Raw genomic sequence first — 18,380 nt, 5'->3', positions numbered from 1 at the left:
TTTGTTTAAAGCATAAACATTAAATGCACTGACAGAAATGAATATGCTTTACCTTGCAGTTTTTTTTGTTATGATGTGCCACAAAATGCGGTCATAGCTCAGTTGGATAGAGTACAGGTTTCCGAAGCCTGGGGTCGTGGGTTCGATTCCCGCTGACCGCACCATTTTTATAAGTTAATGAAATAAAAAGATAAAATAATAAAAAGACGCTTGCAAAATTGCTTTAATCGCTCATCTCTACAAGTTTATGATTATTCCATCGCAATGGGTGAAAAGCCTCTATTTGTGCGCAATAGCCATCTAACGGTTTAAAACTTGTTCAATGAAAATGTCATAGGATCGCCACGACAATGAGAAGTCAGCCCCAGCACGAGAAAAAATATCGTCGTGATATTGATGCCTTGCGTGCGATTGCCGTGTTAAGTGTGGTGATTTATCACTTTTCTAAAGATTGGCTGCCTGGGGGCTTTGTCGGGGTTGATGTCTTTTTTGTCATCTCAGGTTTTTTGATCAGCGGCATCCTGATTCCCGCGATTGCAGAGCAGCGCTTTAGTTTTAGCGACTTTTATTTGCGCCGTATTCGACGGATTATTCCAGCTACCTTATTTTGTGTTGGCGTCACGGTTGCCGTCTGTAGTGCCTTTTATACGCCCACGGATGGGTTGTTGGTCGCCAAATCTGGATTAGCTGCCTTATTTTCGGTGTCCAATCTGTATTTTTTACAGGGAATTCGAACCGATTATTTCGCGCCAACCTCAGATACGCTGCCTTTATTGCATACCTGGTCGCTGGGCGTGGAGGAACAGTTTTATCTGATCTGGCCATTGTTGATTTTTGTGCTGGCAAAAATGAAGCGTCTTGGCTGGTTGTGGCTGTGTACGATTTTACTTGCTTTATGGTCTTTTGCTTTAAGTGAATATTATCTCAAGCTTAATCCGTCCTTTTCCTATTATATGTTGCCGGCGAGAGCCGGAGAACTGTTGGTCGGAACGCTAGCATACCTGCTTTCTACTCAGCTGAAAAAAGTACCTTTAGTCATTTATCATTTGGCCTCCGTATTTGGCTTGGGGCTGATTGCTTACGCAAGTATCACGTTTGATAAATCGATGAATTTCCCAGGCTGGAGTGCCTTGATTCCCACCTTCGGTGCTGCCTTGTTTATCTTGGCTGGGACGCATGAAAAGAACCGGATCAACGCTGGACTTGCGATTCAGCCCGTGGTTTTTGTTGGTCTGATTTCATTTTCACTGTATTTGTGGCATTGGCCGGTGTTGGCATTTATGCGCTATGCCTATGCTGAGATGAATCCCCAACTCGCGGTAATCAGTCTGCTGTTGATTGTCATGCTGACGTTATTTTCTTATTACGCGGTGGAAAAGCCGTTTAGGAATCCAACCCAGTTAAACAAGAGTTACTGGCTGATCGCAATGGTTTTTACTGCTGTCATTGCGTTATCTGTTTGGGTAATTCAGCAACAGGGAACTTTGCAGGTTCAGGGGACTCAGCAATTTAGTGAAAAAATGCAGCAATTAGCACCTAATTTATTGCCTGCCAATGCCTACACTTTTAATTGCCAGATGGCTGTATTTGATGAGCAGGTCTTCGAGCAGACACACTGTAAAATTGGAAAGTCTACACCGCCCAATTTTCTGGTGATCGGAGATTCTAATGCGGCGCATTATGTGGGTTATCTGAAAAAAATTGTGGAAACTTGGGGTGGTTCATTTCAAAACTATACGCATAGTGCTTGTGCGCCATTTGCAGAGAACGTCATCGGTACTTATGCTGCAGCGAATCAGGTCACGAGTTGTCAGTCTTATAACCGAAAAATTCGGGCAGTTGCAGCTCAATACAAGACCTTATTTATTGGGGGAAGCTGGAATAATTATTTGACTCTGGCGGGTGAACAGCAATTTAGACAAGATTTGGAAAATATGCTGCGTGATTTTTCCCAGTCTGGCCAGCAGGTCATTCTGGCGAGTAAAGTCCCAGTTTTCCCGACGTATGATCTTCAATGCCAAGAAAAAAGTATCCGCATGCCCTTTATTCAATGTGGCAAGCGCGAAGGCTATCCATTCAAAGCTGAACAGAAAGCCAATCAGATCCTTGTAGAATTGGCCTCACATTATCCGAATGTGCAGGTTTTGAGTCTGCGTGAACGCATTTGCTCAAATGGTTTTTGTTCGCCATATCTCCACAATAAACCCTTATATTTCGATGCCAATCATTTAAGTATGGAAGGCTCGATTCTGATCGCTGAAGCTGATCTTAGGGATCACCGTGTACCCGCTTACTTATTACAGGCGCTTGTCCATCCGTAATCCAAGGGTTTTCCGAAGTCATTTAGAAAACAAAGCTCACGATGCCGTGAGCTTAAGTGGAAGATCGGATCAGGGTGAGGGGAATATCATAGTGGTCAAATTCATGAAAGAGTTTATCAAGGACCAACTGACCCATTGCATCATCAGCATGAAAATGGACATCTTTACCTTGCTGGCTGTCGTAGCATTCAATGTTTTCAATCTGCCAATGGTTGTCAGCCTCAGCTTTCGCAATACAAATCCTGAGAGGCTGTAAATGTTCACTGATGTGTTGCGGTAATATCGTGGTAAAGGCTAGACGGATATTGACCAGTTCATCTTCGGGACTGAGATAAGTCATGACCCAATTGCCGATTTTGCTCAATTGCATTGGATTATCTGCAGGGTCAAATTTAATAAAATGCGCTGTGGCCATATACATCCTCCCATGAAAAGATGTTATATGGCGCTTATTGTGAATTATCGCCATAACGCTAAAGTGGTAATTATCGTTATGAAAAAATGTAAGGTGATTATTTTTATTAAGTAATTTATTGATTTTATTTTTATTTTTTAAATTTTTATTGTTTTTGTTCGGCTTTTTTAAGCGTTTTTATCAATCATGCAACATCAATTAACTCTAATCTATTCAGGAGCGTTGAAGTTGCTGCAAAGAAAAATTGATCTGCTGTAATGCAAGGTTCAATTGCTGTGGAGAGATCCGGCTTTCCTGCAAGCAGGTAATCCATTGCATCTGACATAATTTCAGGCTGCGCAAATCTTCTGCACTTTGGATTTTCAGTGAAAGTTGTTTGGCCATCAGACCACAGTACTGAGAGAGTAATTGCGCCATTAACTGTTTGATTTCTTCAAAGCTGAGCGCTTCTAAGGTGAGCGCATCTTGCTCGTCTGCTGCATGGCCTAGTGAAGTTTGAATGGGTTGGTTATTATTGGCAGCACTAGCAGTAGGGCTACTATTTTGTTCAAGTGTTGAGTTAGATACTTGAATTTCAGAAACATTCACGTTGGCCTCATCTGGATTGGCCATTTCATCTACAGTTGCAGGCACAATGAGGCCCATATCCTGTAGCTGTTCGAGCAGTTCTGGCGGTGCTAAGCGCTCCTTATGGGAATCGCTGAGTAAATCAAAAGCTTCAGTACCAATAACCACCAGTAGACGACGTTGACGTGCGTTTAATTCCCGAGAACGTTGTTGTATGGCTTCAATGCCCAATTCGGTTTTATAGTAGTTCAACATGCCTTAATTTATCTCCCCACAATAAATTAAGGTTAAGATAAGCGCCGATAATGACACTAATATGAATAAAATGTTACAAATCCGATGATTGTGACTTAATTCAGATTATTTTCTAAAGCTTTGCGCAAATAAACATCAAGATCCTCCTGACGTAATAACCAGCGCACATAATCATCCGGCAATTCACTGATTGCATAACCTTTATATTTACCAAAGTTCAGCGTGCGCGGAATACGGGCATCTTCCGAAGCTAAATAAAGCTGTTCAATGGTTTGAATATTTAAATGGTAAATAATATGCATCAAAATATTAGCGGTCAGCATGATATCGGCATCAGCACGATGCGCCCCTTTTAATAATTCACGCGCTTTGGGACTCCCTTTACTGATCATATAAATCAATGCCGAGATATTATGTGCATCCGCCTCAGGCCACACTCGACGAGCCAGTGCAAGCGTACAAATCGCTTTAATGTGGGAGGTATTTACACCACATTTTTCAATCGCTCGAATATCATAATCAACATTGTGGCCAATAATATAACTGGTGTTTTCCGGTAATTCGAAGCTGTGATAATCCGGTTGATCGAGCAAATCCGACTCTAAAATATGATGGACGGCCATAGCCGCATAAGAAATCGGCTCATTCACACTATAAAGTTGATCAAACATTTGCTGTTTGTCGAGGCTTAATTTACCTTCGCTGATTTCAATCGGTGCATAAGCAATCTCAATAGGAAGGCCATTCAAGGTATGGGTTTCAGTATCGAGAATAATTGCGTGCATGACGGTATTCCAGGCGGGCAAAAAAGTTGGCTCAATCTAGCATTTCACAACGTTGCAAACAAATCTAAAAGCGTCTTTATCGTGCCATTTGCTATATTTTAACACTATGTAGTTGATGATAATCCTGTTTGAGTGCATCACTCGACAGCAGGCCTTTATATAGAAAAAGGGGCAAGCCATCTTCCTGATCCACCAATTTGCTGGGTTGATGTCCCTCACGATATTCAAAAATGGCGTAAGGCATTTTGTCTTGATCTAATACGATGAAACGTTGCTGTTTAATCGCAATTTCATCTGCTGAAAAAGTCTGTTTCAGTAAGCGTAGAAAAATACTTTGATTTGCACTTAACAAGTTGAGTTCACGGATACGGTCGCTATCCGATTGATGAAAACTTTTCATGTACAGACGTTGTTGCTGGGTCAAAGGTGTCTGATAACGGTACAGGGTTTTGGCGGGTGTCTTCGATGTTCGATACTGTGCCCGGCACATCGTGTAGCCGATAAAAATCCCCAGAATTAAGCAGATAAAAGCGAGCATATAGTTAAGTTGAAATGTTATTTTGCTTGATATGCTAAAACAATGCGCATGGAAAGAAAATTCCGGACTTTAGATTAAGAGGCTGGATAACCTTTAAGTGAGTCACTTTATTTAGAGTCAATTTTTTATTCACTGAGTTCGGCAGGGATGAGTGTCAGAAGCGGGTTATTTTAAGAACGCAACAATGGATTGAATCCACACTTAAAAATATTAAAAGTTTGTTGCTGATTGGCTTTGGATGAGCGATTTTTATCTGAAACTGAACAAAGTTCATTCTGTTTAATTTCAAAGTTCATGCTACAATATTCCGCAATCATAGCACGGCTAAAAAAGCCCTAATTGATAGGACCTCGCGAATGTTTGCCAATATCTCTATTTCTGAATTTGATCCAGAATTAGCTCAAGCCATTGCTGCTGAAGGTGAGCGCCAAGAAGCGCACATCGAGCTAATTGCATCTGAAAACTACTGCTCACCAGCAGTGATGGAAGCTCAAGGATCAAAACTCACTAACAAATATGCAGAAGGCTATCCTGGTAAACGCTACTATGGCGGTTGCGAATATGTAGATGTTATTGAGCAATTGGCGATTGACCGTGCAAAAGAACTTTTTGGTGCGGATTACGCAAACGTACAACCACATGCGGGTTCTCAAGCGAACTCTGCTGTTTACCTTGCGCTTTTAAATCCGGGCGATACTGTTTTGGGTATGAGCTTGGCACACGGTGGTCACTTGACTCACGGTGCAAAAGTCAGCTTCTCTGGTAAAACTTATAACGCTGTTCAATACGGTTTAAACCCTGAAACTGGCGAAATCGACTACGAAGAAGTTGAACGTCTTGCACTTGAGCACAAGCCACGCATGATCGTTGCTGGTTTCTCTGCTTACAGCCGTGTTGTTGATTGGCAACGTTTCCGTGATATAGCGGATAAAGTAGGTGCTTACCTATTTGTAGATATGGCACACGTTGCTGGTTTGGTGGCAGCTGGCGTTTATCCAAACCCAGTACAAATCGCTGATGTAACCACAACAACGACTCACAAAACTCTTCGTGGCCCACGTTCTGGTTTAATCCTTGCGAAAGCTAACGAAGAAATCGAGAAGAAATTACAATCTGCAGTATTCCCAGGCAACCAAGGTGGTCCTTTGATGCACGCGATTGCAGCAAAAGCTATCTGCTTCAAAGAAGCAATGTCTGATGATTTCAAAGCTTACCAACAACAGGTTGTGAAAAACGCGCAAACTATGGCGCAAGTTTTCATTGACCGTGGTTATGATGTTGTTTCTGGTGGTACTTCTAACCACTTGTTCTTGTTATCTCTAATCAAGCAAGACATTACGGGTAAAGATGCTGATGCATGGTTAGGTGCAGCACATATCACTGTCAATAAAAACTCTGTACCAAACGATCCACGCTCTCCATTTGTGACTTCTGGTATCCGTGTAGGTACACCGGCAGTAACTACTCGTGGCTTTGGTGAAGCGGAAGTGCGTGAACTTGCAGGCTGGATGGCAGATATCCTAGACAGCAAAGGTGACGAAGCTGTGATTGCTGCTGTAAAAGCAAAAGTTGAAGCAGTTTGTGCAAAATTCCCTGTTTATGCAAAATAATTTGCAGTAAACAAGCAAAGGTCTGGCTTGCCAGACCTTTTTTTATGTCTCATCTATTGTCTTCAGTCCGCACATATGCCGAATAAAGCATAAAAGATCAAACATTCGATGTGTTATTGGCTCGAATGCTAGGTTTTTCTAATAAAGCTGATCAAGCAGATACATATTTGAAGCTGTACTTTGAGGGCAATACAGGTTAAATCTAATTTTAAAGATAAATACTTTATTCACAATGAAATAGCACATCTTAATAAGGATAAAAGGATTAAAAGCATGGTCAAACCTTCGATTATTGTGTCCCAGCAGGATCTGGCACGTCTACAAACAATGCTGGAATCACAGTCCAAACTCACCCCGACGGTCATTCATTTAGAAGATGAGTTGGCGCGAGCTGAAGTGATGAAACCACAAGACATGCCAAAAAATGTGGTTACGATGAATGCCAAAGTGTTAATCAATATTGCACCTTCCGCTGAATCTACAGAAATTCATCTGGTTTACCCGCATGATTTTCGTGGTGAAAAAGGACAGGTGAATATTCTGGCTCCAGTGGGTGCTGCGATTTTAGGTTTGAGCGAAGGGCAGGAAATTGAATGGCCACAACCGGATGGTCATCTCATGCAGATTAAAGTGATTCGGGTTTTATATCAGCCTGAACGAGAAGGTGATTATCTGTAAATTTTTCACTAATGAGCCCCTATGAATGGGGCTTTTCCATCAACAATTGTCGTAAGCGATAAGCCAGTGGCCTCTCGAAATGCCGAAAGTTGCCATCAATGAGCCTTAGAGGTGAGATCTTGGGAACTCTAATTTTATAATCCGATCAATTTTATAAAAATAAACTGTTTTATCTATTTTTTCATTCAGCCTATGATAGTTCTATTGAATTGAACTTGGCTGCTTTGGAGAAAAACATGTTAGATCAGAACACTACAGCACAACTGAAAACTTTATTACAACGTTTACAAGGCCCAATCGAACTGGTGGCTTCTCTCGATGACTCCGACAAAGCTGTCAAAATCAAAGAACTGGTGGAAGAAATTGCCGTATTGTCTGACAAAGTCACTGCTCGCTTTGACGGTCAAAACAGCCGTCGTCCAAGTTTTGGGATTGGCAAGGCTGGTGAACAGCCGCGGGTGAACTTTGCCGGTTTGCCGATGGGACATGAGTTCACCTCATTGATTCTCGCCTTGTTGCAAGTTTCCGGTTATGCGCCAAAAGTGTCTGACGAAGTTCTAGCTCAGATTAAAGGGCTGAACCTAAAAGCTGACTTTGATGTATTTGTGTCGCTTAGCTGTCATAACTGTCCGGACGTGGTGCAGGCATTAAACCTGATCGCCATTTACAACCCGGGTACCACAGCGACTATGATTGATGGAGCCTTTTTCCAAGAGGAAGTTGAAGAACGCAAAATCATGGCGGTTCCCATGGTATTCCAGGACAACCAGCATATCGGTCAAGGCCGTATGACATTGGAAGAAATCATTGCCAAACTGGACAGCAATTCAGCCGCAAAAGATGCAGAAAAACTCAATGCCAAAGCGGCCTTTGATGTGTTGGTCATCGGTGGTGGTCCTGCGGGTAATACTGCTGCCATCTATGCCGCACGTAAAGGCATCAAAACCGGCATTGTGGCGGAGCGTTTGGGTGGTCAGGTCATGGACACCATGGATATTGAAAACTTCACTTCCGTACAGAAAACCCAGGGACCTAAATTTGCTGCGGCGATGGAAGAACACGTTCGTGAATATGGTGTGGACATCATGAGTCTGCAAAGAGTGAAACATTTGGTCGGTGCAGACAAAACCGCGAATGGTCTGGTGCAAGTGGAGCTGGAAAATGGTGCAAAACTTGAATCGAAAACCGTTATTCTCTCAACCGGTGCGCGCTGGAGAGAAATGAATGTTCCGGGTGAAGCGGAATACCGTACTCGTGGTGTGGCTTACTGTCCACACTGTGATGGTCCACTGTTTAAAGGCAAACGTGTTGCAGTGATTGGTGGGGGGAATTCAGGCGTAGAAGCGGCAATTGATTTGGCCGGGATTGTAGAACATGTCACCCTGCTCGAATTCTCGGATACTTTGCGTGCCGATCAGGTATTACAGGACAAATTAAACAGCTTGCCAAATACCAGCGTAATCAAATCAGCCTTGACCACGGAAGTCGTCGGTGATGGCAGCCAGGTGACGGCACTCCGTTATCAGGATCGTACGACGGGTACAGAACATGAAATAGCCTTGGCCGGGATTTTCGTTCAGATCGGTCTGTTACCAAACACCGACTTCCTGAAAGAGGTGGTGGAACTGAACAGCCGTGGTGAGATTGTGATTAATGAACGCAATGAAACCAATGTAAAAGGGGTGTTTGCTGCAGGTGACTGCACGACAGTGCCATACAAACAGATCATCATTGCTACGGGTGAAGGTGCGAAGGCTTCTCTCTCTGCCTTTGATTACATTATTCGTAGCGGGCAATAAGCAAAATAAGCAATAAAAAAAGATGAAGGAAGCAAACTTCCTTCATCTTGATATGGATTGTCCTCTTTAGAGGGTTGAATGGATAACACCTTCAACCCTCCTTTTTTATGCGAGGATTTATTTAGCGAATAAGTTGAGGCTGTTAAATTTTTCCATTAACTGTTCCTGATTCTCGACATGTTCAGGGTCTTTAATGATGCAATCGATTGGACAGACTGCCATACAGGTCGGTTCATCGTAGAAACCCACACATTCGGTACAGCGTGCCGGATCAATTTCATAGACTTTCGAGCCTTCAAAAATGGCCGTGTTCGGACATTCTGGCAGGCACATGTCACAGTTGATACAGGCATCCGTAATCAATAAGGCCATTATGCACCTGCATTATAAGCCAGCGAGGAAGCAGTGATGCTTTCTTTAGAATCTGGCAAGTTACGGATCAGCAAAGCATAGTTGATATCGACATCTTGTGGCATTGGAATTTCCACGATATGACCAGAACCTTTGGCATCGTCGATTGAATTGCCTTTTTTATCGCGTATTTCAGTTAAGGTAAAGGTGATATTGCCCTGTGGGGTCATCAATTCCAAAGAATCCCCTACCACAAAACGGTTTTTCACATCGATTTTAATGTAATCACCATTACGTTCCAGAACTTCACCACAGAACTGTTGGAAATCAAAACGCGAAGAGCCGGTTTCGTAGTTTTGATATTCACTGTGTACATGACGGCGTAGGAAGCCTTCAGTATAGCCACGGTTGGCTAGACCTTCGAGTTGTAGCATCAGGCTTGGATCAAATGGACGGCCTGCCAATGCATCATCAATCGCCTTACGGTAAATTTGTGCAGTACGTGCACAGTAGAAATAAGACTTGGTACGGCCTTCAATTTTCAGCGATGCAATGCCCATTTGGGTTAGACGTTCGACGTGTTGCACCGCACGCAAGTCTTTCGAGTTCATAAAGTACGTGCCGTGTTCATCTTCTTCGGCAGCAAACATATCTTCATCATTGCGTTGTAACAGCACAGGTTCATCAAACTGATGCTGGTCATTTTCGTTGGAGCAGCAGCCTTGCTTTTCTTCAACCTGAGTTACAGGAATGACATCGCCAGTTTCATCTTCTTTGGCTTCGTGAATCTTATATTCCCAGCGGCAGGCATTGGTACACGCCCCTTGGTTGGCATCGCGTTTGTTCATGTAGCCAGACAACAGGCAGCGGCCAGAGTAAGCCATGCACAGTGCACCATGCACAAAGACTTCGATTTCAATGTCCGGGACGTGCTGGTGAATTTCTTCGATTTCTTCAATGGATAATTCGCGCGACAAGATGACACGTGTTAGGCCGTAACTTTTCCAGAATTTGACCGTGGCCCAGTTGACCGCATTGGCTTGTACTGACAAATGAATTGGCATATCCGGGAAGGCTTCACGTACCATCATGATCAGACCTGGGTCAGACATGATCAGGGCATCCGGCCCCATCGCCACCACAGGCTCAAGGTCACGGATAAAGTTTTTCAGCTTGCTGTTATGGGGCTGGATGTTGACCACGACATAGAATTTTTTTCCTAGAGCATGGGCTTCGTTAATGCCAATTTGCAGGTTGTCATGGTCAAATTCATTGTTACGTACACGTAAGCTATAACGTGGCTGACCCGCATACACCGCATCTGCACCATAAGCAAAGGCATAACGCATGTTTTTTAGGGAGCCAGCAGGAGAGAGAAGTTCAGTTTGCATGTTGGTCGCCGCTTGAGCTAAAGACAGGGAAAAAATAGGGGATTATTTTAAGGATTTCAAGTCCTAGGTACAACCTACTAAAACACTCGGAATTATGGATTTAATGGGTTTGAAATGGAAGCTAAGGCGATGAATCTCAGCGTAAAAATCTAATATCTTGGCTAATAAAGGGTGGGTTAAGAAAAAGCAAGATCATGCAAAAAATCGGGGTTCACCCCCGATTCTGTATAAGACTATGTCTGGTCTGCTATCAAAGATTGGGCTGGCCAATCATCATCCAGACTAAAGTGATGTGTCGGTAAGGATAGTGCCTGATTGACATACAGGTTGATCATTTTTTTCCGCGAGCCAATAGAGCGTTGATAAAAACTGGAATTGAGCAGTAGGCAGGCACCATAGGTTAATGACCAGATATAAGAGTGGTAGTCACGGATGGAAATGGGACTGTCATGTGCTTTCAAATACACTTCAGTCATGTCTTTGATGGCTAAAATACGGTCTTGGCGAATCTGATAAAGTTTGTCAAACAGGTGATTTAAAGAGGACTCGGTCATGGTCAGGTTCTCTTCAATTTGGTGGAGCAAGATGGTGCGTTCAGGAGCCAGCAGATGATGCAGCATATACTGCGGTACATACACCTTGAAGTCATTATTGTACTTTTTAGAAAGCGCGAGAATGTTCTCTTCGTTGCGGATAATCAGTTCAAGCAACAGCTCATTTTTACTTTTAAAATGTTTGTATAAGGTGCCTTTGGCAATATCTAATTCAATAACCAATTCATCTAGTGTAATTTGCTGATTGTTTTCGAGTAACAAGTTTTCAGCAACATCCAGAATACGTTCCTTTCGTAGCAAGAATTGTTTATGGCGTTCAATATTCATGCTTTGTTCCTATTCGTTCTTTCTATTAGCTTACCATTCCCACGTTTTTACTCGGAATTAGACCATTCTCCGAGCTATTTTTTCAAATAGGGCTAAGCGTGTTGTGTTTTAGAGCTTAAATCAAGTTCATGTTAATTGCATGATAAATACAGTAAATAATCGGTTTAAGCCAGATGCTCAGTATCGATTTATCTCAATGATACTGTAAAAATTACCTTAAATTTTAATTAGATTGTGCCAAATCGAGGTCAAAAAAATCGAGGCCCGCAGGCCCCGATGCACTAAAAGGTGGTCGGTAATGGGATCAATTATTTTTCAACGAAAGCACGTTCGATGACGTAATCACCCATTTCACCCATACGTGGTGATTCTTTCAAACCATGCTGATCAAGTAAACCTGCCACATCGCGTAGGAAGTGTGGGCTACCACACAGCATTGCACGGTCATCTTCACGGTTGAACGCTGGTAAGCCTAGATCTTTAAAGATTTGGCCCGACTCAATCAGCGCAGTTAAACGGCCTTGAGTTTTAAATGGCTCACGTGTCACAGTTGGGTAATATACCAATTTGTCTTGAATACCCAATTCCTGGAAGAATTCGTTGTTTGGCAGTTCGTTCAAGATCAAGTCTTGATAAGCCAACTCAGAGATAAAGCGTGTACCGTGAACCACGATCACTTTTTCAAAGCGTTCATAAGTTTCCGGATCACGGATGATTGACAAAAATGGTGCCAGACCTGTACCTGAAGACAATAACCAAAGGTTTTTGCCTGGCAACAAGTCATCAAGAACCAACGTTCCTGTCGGTTTGCGAGACACTAAAATCTCATCGCCCACTTGTACTTTTTGCAAGATCGAAGTCAATGGACCATCTTGAACCTTGATCGAGAAGAATTCGAGTTCTTCTTCGTAATTGGCACTGGCAATTGAGTAAGCACGCATTAATGGCTTGCCATTGACTTCAAGTCCAATCATCACAAACTGACCATTCTTAAAACGCAAGCTCTGGTCACGAGTGGTTTTAAAACTGAATAAAGTGTCATTCCAGTGGTGTACGTGAGTAATCTTTTCGACGTTAAATGCAGCCATTAAAGGTCTCAATAAGTTATCAAATTAGAACAGGTTGCTATTCTAATCTAAAATCATTGTCTATAAACTGAATATATTTAATTGTGTTTATCAGAAAAAGTGATGAAGTCAGAACTCACGCTGCCAATAATTGGTCATATGAAATCACCTTACCGTGAGAAATTTGGAATCCCGCGCCAGCCCAATTTGGTTCAGGTTGAGTCCTATATCGAAATGGCTGAACCCTATAATGATCTGCTGGCTTTTGAAGGGATTGAAGCCTTTAGCCATTTATGGCTGGTTTGGCAGTTTCATGACAATAAAAATCAGCAGCGAGACAAATTCCGTCCACAAGTACGTCCACCGCGTTTAGGTGGGAATCGCAAAATCGGGGTATTTGCCACCCGAAGCATGTATCGGCCAGCACCGATTGGATTGTCTGTGGTTCAGCTTAAAGAGGTCAAAAAAATCGGTAAGTCGGTTCGGGTCTATGTCATGGGCAGTGATTTATTGGATGGTACCCCGATTTTGGATATCAAACCCTATATTCAATATTCCGATGCAATTGTGGAAGCAGAAAGTGGCTACGCACAGGATGAGCCAACACGTAAAGAGGTCATTTGGTCAGAACAGGCAGAGGGTCAGAAACAGCTTGCTTTGCAGCAGCAGAGGATCACAATACAATTGATAAATGAGTTGCAGCAGGTGCTCTCCTTGGATCCGCGACCTGCCTATCAGGATGACCCAGAACGTTTGTATAAAATGCGTTTTGCTGACTTGGATGTTAGTTTCCAGGTGCAGCAGCAACAGGTGTGTATCGTAGGATTGCATTTGGCTGAATAGAGCGCTTTCCTGTTAAAAAAATTCGGTCATCGTCCAGAGCAGTCCCACCAAAATCGCCATATGCAGCAGTTGCGCGGGGATAAAAGCCAGTGCATAGCGTAAACCGCCAGAAATCCAGGCATTAATGCTTTTGGCTACCGCATGTGCGCTAAGACCCAGCATCAGCGCGAACAGCAAGGTTGAACTTTGTGCGCTGTGCGGTTCGCCTTGGGCAACAACGGCTGCGATCGCCGCATGAATTTCAAACAGTGCTGCCAGTAATGTACCGGCCAACAGCCCAGCATCACCCAGTAACAGGCTAAGTCCGTAGACACCGGCCTGGATTAGCGTTAAGGCACTGGCAATGATGGCGGCTTCTTTGAGGCTAAACATGCGTGTGTCTAGATTGACCGTGGCTTCAGAGGCTGGAGCCTTACGCATCAACCAAGCTGACCAAAAGGCCAAAATGAGTATGGCAAGCAGCGTTGGTAAAATAATTACCTTGAGCCAAGCGATACTGGTTCCCCCGACCACGATGAGCAGTTGAACCAAGGTCGCAACACAGGACATCAAGGCTGCACCAGCATTAATCACCGGATTAGCTCGACCATCACGGACTTCTAGACCTAAACTGGCAATCAGCGCAGTACTGGACACGAAACCAGAAGCTAAGGAGGAGAGCATTAAAGCATGATTGGAGGACAACAAGCGTTTAGCCAAATGTGCCAGTGCTTGAACAGCTAAGATCAAGCTCAGCAATTTTAATAACAGATAGGGATTGAGCACCGGACCCCAAAGTGGGGTATTCGGAATCAGCGGTAAGGCAATCAGAACTAGTGCCAGCAGAATAATGCCATCCCTTAATTCCGCTTCGGTAATCCATTGTCCTGCAATGCCATGCATGGACTGTTTGCCCATGAGTAAAATAGTCAGCACGACTGACAAACTGGCAGCCACCGGAATATTCCACAGACATAAAGCCCCAATAAAATAAGTACTAATAAAGGCCAATTCTGTGGTGACCCCTGGATCATCTGGTTGGCTCTTGACCAGTGAAACTAGACTGATCCCGCCGATTATCAAGGCGCCTGCGATCCCGGTGGCAATACCAAACAGGAAACACAGGGCACCCAGTACCGCACAGATGGCAAAAGAGCGCAGTCCGGCAAAGCTGATATTATTTTCTTTTTGCTTGTTACGTTCGCGTTCTAATCCGATCAGCAGGCCACAACCCAGTGCCGCTGCCATCACAATGGAAATCTCCTGAAATGGGGCGTTTTGTAAGGATATAAGTTCTGGAATTTCCATAGTTGCCCCCGAAGGTGATGACGCTCTGGTTGTTTTTTGTTATTGGCGTTGAAGGTCGCTGTTATCGAACAGCATAGCATTATTCTTTTCAACTTGTATTCGTGGAGCAAAAGTCCAAACCGTCTGTTTCTTCAACATATTAACAACCCAATTGTGATGGATGCAGCACTTCTCCGAAAATTAGACAGGTAAACCTGAATGGAAGCTAGCTGAATGAGGAGAGGGATTTGTTATAGTAAGTCCAACAAATAAATGACCGAAACATATGAGAGATTTTGTTGTAGATACCACTTGGTGTCTGGACCAATTAGAAAAAGATGGACGGATCAGCGAACGTGACCGCATGCTGGTACAAACCACTCACCGTCAAAAAGAACAAATGCACTGGCACCCGCTGCAATGGATTGCCTATTTCCATCTATCAGATGCCTTGTTTCCGCAAACCACACTGACCTTAAGCCGCTTGTGTCAATGGCTGTCTGCCAAAGGGGACTTACCTTTTTATATTATTGATCCATTAAAAGCCGACGTGGCCGCATTAACTAGCATCATGTCACAGGAATTTGCCCTTAGAAATAAAATTTTGGCCGTTGAAATCCAGCCCGACAGTATTCTGATCGGAACCGATCAGCCTTTTGTTACTGATTGGATGGCCAATTTGGAGCGCAGTCTACGGCCGAAAAAAATCCAGCGTGTTTTGCTGAATCCAGAACAGTTACAACGTTATTTGACTGAATATTATCAAGTCAGTCGGGCCGTGAGTTCGGCACAAAAGGCGGGCGGACAACTGGAAAATAAAGGCGTTGAGGCTCTACTGCAGTTAGGGGATACGCAGAATCCGGATGCGAATGACCAGCATATTGTCAAACTGGTGGACTGGATTTTACAGTTTGCCTTTGAACAGAGTGCCAGCGATATCCACTTAGAACCACGCAAGGAAAAAGGCAAGGTCCGTTTCCGTATAGATGGTGTGCTGCACACAGTTTATCACATGCCGGCTACGACCCTTACTGCGGTGATTTCCCGGATTAAAATTCTGGGACGTTTAAATGTGGCGGAGAAACGTAAACCCCAGGATGGCCGTCTGAAAACCCGCACGCCGAAAGGACAAGAAACTGAGCTGCGTTTATCCACCTTGCCCACGGCGTTTGGGGAAAAATTGGTGATGCGTATTTTTGATCCGGACGTGCTGGTCCGCAGTTTTGAGCAGCTTGGTTTTGAAGGTCATTTGCTCGAGGACTGGCAGACACTCACCCAGCACAGCCATGGCATTATTTTGGTGACGGGGCCAACCGGTTCCGGTAAAACCACGACGTTGTATTCCACGCTAAAACAGCTCGCCACTGATCAAGTCAATGTTTGTACCATTGAAGACCCGATTGAAATGCTGGAACCGAGTTTTAACCAGATGCAGGTCAATTCCGGCATTGAACTGGGTTTTGCTGAAGGGGTGCGAGCTTTGATGCGTCAGGATCCCGATATCATTATGGTCGGGGAGATTCGTGACCAGGATACGGCCAATATGGCGATTCAAGCCGCGTTAACCGGGCATTTGGTCTTGTCGACTTTGCATACCAATGATTCGCCTTCCAGTTTGACGCGTCTGCATGATTTGGGTGTGCAGCCATTTTTAACCGCAGCCACGATTTTGGGCGTTTTGGCACAGCGTTTGGTGCGTCAACTTTGTCCGGATTGCAAACAGCAGGGGCAGATTAATGTTCAGGAATGGCAACATCTTACTTTTGATTATACATTAGCAATGCCGCAGCAAATCTATCAGGCGGTCGGTTGTGAAAAATGCCGTCATACCGGTTATCGGGGTCGTATTGGTATTTATGAATTTATGCCGCTGAGTCTGGAACTGAAACAGTTGCTGAGCAGTGATGCAAGCCTTGATCAGTTGCGGCAGCAGAGCAAAAAAGAAGGAGTGGAACCATTACGTATTGCAGGTGCACGTAAAGTCATGGCAGGTGTGACGACGCTGGATGAAGTGCTCCGTGTTGTACCGCTCACCTAAGGCATTCTTTGCTAGGTTAATACAATAATTGTATGCAGCAGTAGACAGGGTGAAATACTGCTGCAATAGGCAATCACTCATTTCAGTTTTGCATTTACTTAGTCAAAATCAGGCGGTTGTTACGGGTTAAACGTAAACGATATTCTTCCCCGGCATGTAGAATGCGAATCTCACGACCTAAGGCAAATAAATGGTTGGAATACAGCATTGGCAGAGCATACTGATTTTCAGAGTGACGGTTAAAAAGCTGAAAAGGTACATTCATGGGAATCATTCCATCAGAGTTTTATGATTTTATAAATGATAATCATTATCAAATGATCCTGTCAATCTAGATTTGTCAAAATCCTTAAAAGCCGCTAATTTGCTTACAATTTAAAACAGTTCGTTCAAAGAGTAAGTCACATGCCAAAACCGATTGTTGATGTCGCGATTGCTATTCTTCTGCATCATGGAAAAGTGCTGGCCGGTTGGCGTGAAGCTACACAACATCAGGGCAATAAACATGAATTTCCTGGCGGAAAAGTCGAAGCAGGAGAGACCCCTGAACAGGCCTGTCGCCGTGAGGTGTTTGAGGAAGTGGGAATTGGCATCAAAGAATGGCATCCTTTTGACTTGATCTGTCATGAATATGATGATGTGATTGTCAATTTGCATATTTTCCAGGCCGCTGTACCTGCCTCATTACTGGATCTCATTCAGCAGCCGTGGACGTGGTATCAGCGTGATCAACTGCTTGTACTCAATTTCCCCAAAGCCAACCGTGCGATGCTGCAACGTTTGTATTGGCCCCATCAGATCAAGATCAGCGCAAATTTAGCGGATTGTGCACATTTATCCGATGAACAGCTCATGTATTGGCGTACGGATCTGCAACCCATCTATGCAATGGCTGAGCTGGAACAGTGCACTGAAGGTCAGCTGAGCCGACTGATTGTGCCGCATGCCTTGTGGTTGAGCTTAAAACCTGAGCAGCAAAAAGCTGTGTTCGCCGTACATCTTTCGCAACGTCAGTTGATGGGTTTAAGGAAAGGACAACTCACGGTCGGGATTCGTCATCTGGCGGCTTGCCATGATGATGTATCAATCCAGCATGCCCAGCAAATTGGCTGTGATGCAATTTTTCTCAGTCCGGTATTTGCCACACCGACACATCCTGAGGCAAAAGGGCTGGGTTGGACAGCATTTGCTCAATGGGCCAGCATTGCGGATTTACCTGTCTTCGCTTTGGGGGGGGTTAAGCCTCAGGATTTAGCAATCGCCCAGCAGCATTTTGCTTATGGGGTGGCAGGAATTCGCCAATTCTAGATGAATCATGGTCAACCGAGTATCTAGAACAAATAAAAAAGGCAGTCAACTTCAATTGACTGCCTTTTTGTGGTTATCGATCCTGGCTAGAGTTTCTGGCGTTTGATCTCATCCGGTTGATAAGGTGTGATGGTCACACCTTCAGAGGGGATGATGACCTTGACCGGTTGTGGTACCGACGGAGCAACCGGCAAAGTGCTGTTGTTTTGACAACCACTGAGCGCCGAAATACTGATCACAGCCAAAGCGCAACAGCTTCTACGCATG

General features: G+C 44.0%; 18 protein-coding genes and 1 tRNA gene. 8 read left to right on the top strand and 11 right to left on the bottom strand.

Features of this window, described 5'->3' with window-relative positions:
• Positions 1-87: 87 nt before the first annotated feature.
• Both PGW99_RS07665 and PGW99_RS07660 read left to right on the top strand, forming a co-directional pair.
• Positions 88-164: transfer RNA gene (locus PGW99_RS07665), tRNA-Arg, on the top strand.
• A gap of 186 nt (positions 165-350) precedes the next feature.
• Complete coding sequence (locus PGW99_RS07660; RefSeq protein WP_273777058.1) at positions 351-2,321, top strand: acyltransferase family protein; 1,971 nt, start codon at positions 351-353, stop codon at positions 2,319-2,321.
• A gap of 52 nt (positions 2,322-2,373) precedes the next feature.
• On the opposite strand, the gene PGW99_RS07655 is transcribed toward PGW99_RS07660, so the two are convergent.
• The 4 genes from PGW99_RS07655 to PGW99_RS07640 all read right to left on the bottom strand — a co-directional run bounded on the left by PGW99_RS07655 (position 2,374) and on the right by PGW99_RS07640 (position 4,881).
• A complete protein-coding gene (locus tag PGW99_RS07655) occupies positions 2,374-2,736 on the bottom strand; it encodes a hypothetical protein (protein ID WP_273777057.1) in 363 nt (120 codons plus the stop codon).
• A 213-nt stretch (positions 2,737-2,949) separates the two neighbouring features.
• Positions 2,950-3,558 (bottom strand): hypothetical protein, encoded by a 609-nt coding sequence (locus PGW99_RS07650; protein WP_273777056.1) that lies wholly within the window; start codon positions 3,556-3,558, stop codon positions 2,950-2,952.
• 95 nt (positions 3,559-3,653) lie between these two features.
• Positions 3,654-4,343: a putative quorum-sensing-regulated virulence factor gene (locus PGW99_RS07645; protein ID WP_273777054.1), complete on the bottom strand. Its 690-nt coding sequence runs from the start codon at positions 4,341-4,343 to the stop codon at positions 3,654-3,656.
• A 91-nt stretch (positions 4,344-4,434) separates the two neighbouring features.
• Positions 4,435-4,881 carry a hypothetical protein gene (locus PGW99_RS07640; RefSeq protein ID WP_273777053.1) on the bottom strand — a complete coding sequence of 149 codons (447 nt, stop codon included), beginning with the start codon at positions 4,879-4,881 and terminating at the stop codon, positions 4,435-4,437.
• Between the two features lie 356 nt (positions 4,882-5,237).
• Between PGW99_RS07640 and glyA the strand changes: the two genes are divergently transcribed.
• The 3 genes from glyA (at position 5,238) to ahpF (ending at position 8,968) form a co-directional block, all read left to right on the top strand.
• A complete protein-coding gene (glyA, locus tag PGW99_RS07635) occupies positions 5,238-6,491 on the top strand; it encodes a serine hydroxymethyltransferase (RefSeq protein ID WP_273777052.1) in 1,254 nt (417 codons plus the stop codon).
• 273 nt (positions 6,492-6,764) lie between these two features.
• Complete coding sequence (gene rnk, locus PGW99_RS07630; protein ID WP_273777050.1) at positions 6,765-7,169, top strand: nucleoside diphosphate kinase regulator; 405 nt, start codon at positions 6,765-6,767, stop codon at positions 7,167-7,169.
• A 236-nt stretch (positions 7,170-7,405) separates the two neighbouring features.
• Complete coding sequence (ahpF, locus tag PGW99_RS07625; protein WP_273777049.1) at positions 7,406-8,968, top strand: alkyl hydroperoxide reductase subunit F; 1,563 nt, start codon at positions 7,406-7,408, stop codon at positions 8,966-8,968.
• 117 nt (positions 8,969-9,085) lie between these two features.
• Here ahpF and PGW99_RS07620 read toward each other — a convergent pair whose 3' ends face one another.
• The 4 genes from PGW99_RS07620 to PGW99_RS07605 form a co-directional block, all read right to left on the bottom strand.
• Positions 9,086-9,340, bottom strand: coding sequence for a YfhL family 4Fe-4S dicluster ferredoxin (locus PGW99_RS07620; protein ID WP_273777047.1), 255 nt, complete (start codon positions 9,338-9,340; stop codon positions 9,086-9,088).
• On the bottom strand, positions 9,340-10,710 hold the full coding sequence (trhP, locus tag PGW99_RS07615) for a prephenate-dependent tRNA uridine(34) hydroxylase TrhP (RefSeq protein ID WP_273777046.1): 1,371 nt from the start codon (positions 10,708-10,710) through the stop codon (positions 9,340-9,342). Before trhP ends, PGW99_RS07620 begins: the two co-directional genes overlap by 1 nt.
• Before the next feature lie 233 nt (positions 10,711-10,943).
• Positions 10,944-11,591, bottom strand: a complete 648-nt coding sequence (locus tag PGW99_RS07610) for a TetR/AcrR family transcriptional regulator (protein WP_273777044.1) — start codon at positions 11,589-11,591, stop codon at positions 10,944-10,946.
• 308 nt (positions 11,592-11,899) lie between these two features.
• Positions 11,900-12,679 carry a ferredoxin--NADP reductase gene (locus PGW99_RS07605; RefSeq protein WP_273777042.1) on the bottom strand — a complete coding sequence of 260 codons (780 nt, stop codon included), beginning with the start codon at positions 12,677-12,679 and terminating at the stop codon, positions 11,900-11,902.
• Positions 12,680-12,781: 102 nt separating this feature from the next.
• On the opposite strand from PGW99_RS07605, the gene tsaA reads away from it, so the two are divergent.
• Positions 12,782-13,501: a tRNA (N6-threonylcarbamoyladenosine(37)-N6)-methyltransferase TrmO gene (tsaA, locus tag PGW99_RS07600; protein WP_273777040.1), complete on the top strand. Its 720-nt coding sequence runs from the start codon at positions 12,782-12,784 to the stop codon at positions 13,499-13,501.
• A gap of 12 nt (positions 13,502-13,513) precedes the next feature.
• Here tsaA and PGW99_RS07595 read toward each other — a convergent pair whose 3' ends face one another.
• On the bottom strand, positions 13,514-14,788 hold the full coding sequence (locus PGW99_RS07595) for an MgtC/SapB family protein (protein ID WP_273777039.1): 1,275 nt from the start codon (positions 14,786-14,788) through the stop codon (positions 13,514-13,516).
• A gap of 265 nt (positions 14,789-15,053) precedes the next feature.
• Here PGW99_RS07595 and PGW99_RS07590 point away from each other — a divergent pair, with 265 nt between their 5' ends.
• The gene (locus tag PGW99_RS07590) at positions 15,054-16,805 is read left to right on the top strand and encodes a GspE/PulE family protein (RefSeq protein WP_273777037.1); all 1,752 of its coding nucleotides are present in this window, start codon (positions 15,054-15,056) and stop codon (positions 16,803-16,805) included.
• Between the two features lie 94 nt (positions 16,806-16,899).
• Here PGW99_RS07590 and hemP read toward each other — a convergent pair whose 3' ends face one another.
• Positions 16,900-17,070, bottom strand: a complete 171-nt coding sequence (hemP, locus tag PGW99_RS07585; RefSeq protein WP_273777036.1) for a hemin uptake protein HemP — start codon at positions 17,068-17,070, stop codon at positions 16,900-16,902.
• 140 nt (positions 17,071-17,210) lie between these two features.
• On the opposite strand from hemP, the gene PGW99_RS07580 reads away from it, so the two are divergent.
• On the top strand, positions 17,211-18,113 hold the full coding sequence (locus tag PGW99_RS07580) for an NUDIX domain-containing protein (protein ID WP_273777034.1): 903 nt from the start codon (positions 17,211-17,213) through the stop codon (positions 18,111-18,113).
• Positions 18,114-18,199: 86 nt separating this feature from the next.
• On the opposite strand, the gene PGW99_RS07575 is transcribed toward PGW99_RS07580, so the two are convergent.
• On the bottom strand, positions 18,200-18,379 hold the full coding sequence (locus PGW99_RS07575) for a hypothetical protein (RefSeq protein WP_273777033.1): 180 nt from the start codon (positions 18,377-18,379) through the stop codon (positions 18,200-18,202).
• Position 18,380 lies beyond the last annotated feature (1 nt).

Origin of the sequence: Acinetobacter sp. GSS19 (assembly GCF_028621895.1) — a bacterium.
GTDB lineage: Bacteria > Pseudomonadota > Gammaproteobacteria > Pseudomonadales > Moraxellaceae > Acinetobacter.
The sequence above is the reverse complement of the archived record's forward strand: the minus strand, read 5'-3'. Positions and strand labels throughout refer to the sequence as shown.

Bases quoted from the DNA above. Each gene is read 5' to 3' on its own strand.
- PGW99_RS07575 (WP_273777033.1), bottom strand. From the start codon at position 18,379: ATGCGTAGAAGCTGTTGCGCTTTGGCTGTGATCAGTATTTCGGCGCTC.
- PGW99_RS07605 (WP_273777042.1), bottom strand. From the start codon at position 12,679: ATGGCTGCATTTAACGTCGAAAAGATTACTCACGTACACCACTGGAAT.
- ahpF (WP_273777049.1), top strand. From the start codon at position 7,406: ATGTTAGATCAGAACACTACAGCACAACTGAAAACTTTATTACAACGT.
- glyA (WP_273777052.1), top strand. From the start codon at position 5,238: ATGTTTGCCAATATCTCTATTTCTGAATTTGATCCAGAATTAGCTCAA.
- PGW99_RS07595 (WP_273777039.1), bottom strand. From the start codon at position 14,788: ATGGAAATTCCAGAACTTATATCCTTACAAAACGCCCCATTTCAGGAG.
- PGW99_RS07660 (WP_273777058.1), top strand. From the start codon at position 351: ATGAGAAGTCAGCCCCAGCACGAGAAAAAATATCGTCGTGATATTGAT.
- hemP (WP_273777036.1), bottom strand. From the start codon at position 17,070: ATGAATGTACCTTTTCAGCTTTTTAACCGTCACTCTGAAAATCAGTAT.
- PGW99_RS07645 (WP_273777054.1), bottom strand. From the start codon at position 4,343: ATGCACGCAATTATTCTCGATACTGAAACCCATACCTTGAATGGCCTT.
- trhP (WP_273777046.1), bottom strand. From the start codon at position 10,710: ATGCAAACTGAACTTCTCTCTCCTGCTGGCTCCCTAAAAAACATGCGT.
- rnk (WP_273777050.1), top strand. From the start codon at position 6,765: ATGGTCAAACCTTCGATTATTGTGTCCCAGCAGGATCTGGCACGTCTA.
- tsaA (WP_273777040.1), top strand. From the start codon at position 12,782: ATGAAGTCAGAACTCACGCTGCCAATAATTGGTCATATGAAATCACCT.
- PGW99_RS07610 (WP_273777044.1), bottom strand. From the start codon at position 11,591: ATGAATATTGAACGCCATAAACAATTCTTGCTACGAAAGGAACGTATT.
- PGW99_RS07620 (WP_273777047.1), bottom strand. From the start codon at position 9,340: ATGGCCTTATTGATTACGGATGCCTGTATCAACTGTGACATGTGCCTG.
- PGW99_RS07590 (WP_273777037.1), top strand. From the start codon at position 15,054: ATGAGAGATTTTGTTGTAGATACCACTTGGTGTCTGGACCAATTAGAA.
- PGW99_RS07580 (WP_273777034.1), top strand. From the start codon at position 17,211: ATGCCAAAACCGATTGTTGATGTCGCGATTGCTATTCTTCTGCATCAT.
- PGW99_RS07640 (WP_273777053.1), bottom strand. From the start codon at position 4,881: ATGCTCGCTTTTATCTGCTTAATTCTGGGGATTTTTATCGGCTACACG.
- PGW99_RS07650 (WP_273777056.1), bottom strand. From the start codon at position 3,558: ATGTTGAACTACTATAAAACCGAATTGGGCATTGAAGCCATACAACAA.
- PGW99_RS07655 (WP_273777057.1), bottom strand. From the start codon at position 2,736: ATGGCCACAGCGCATTTTATTAAATTTGACCCTGCAGATAATCCAATG.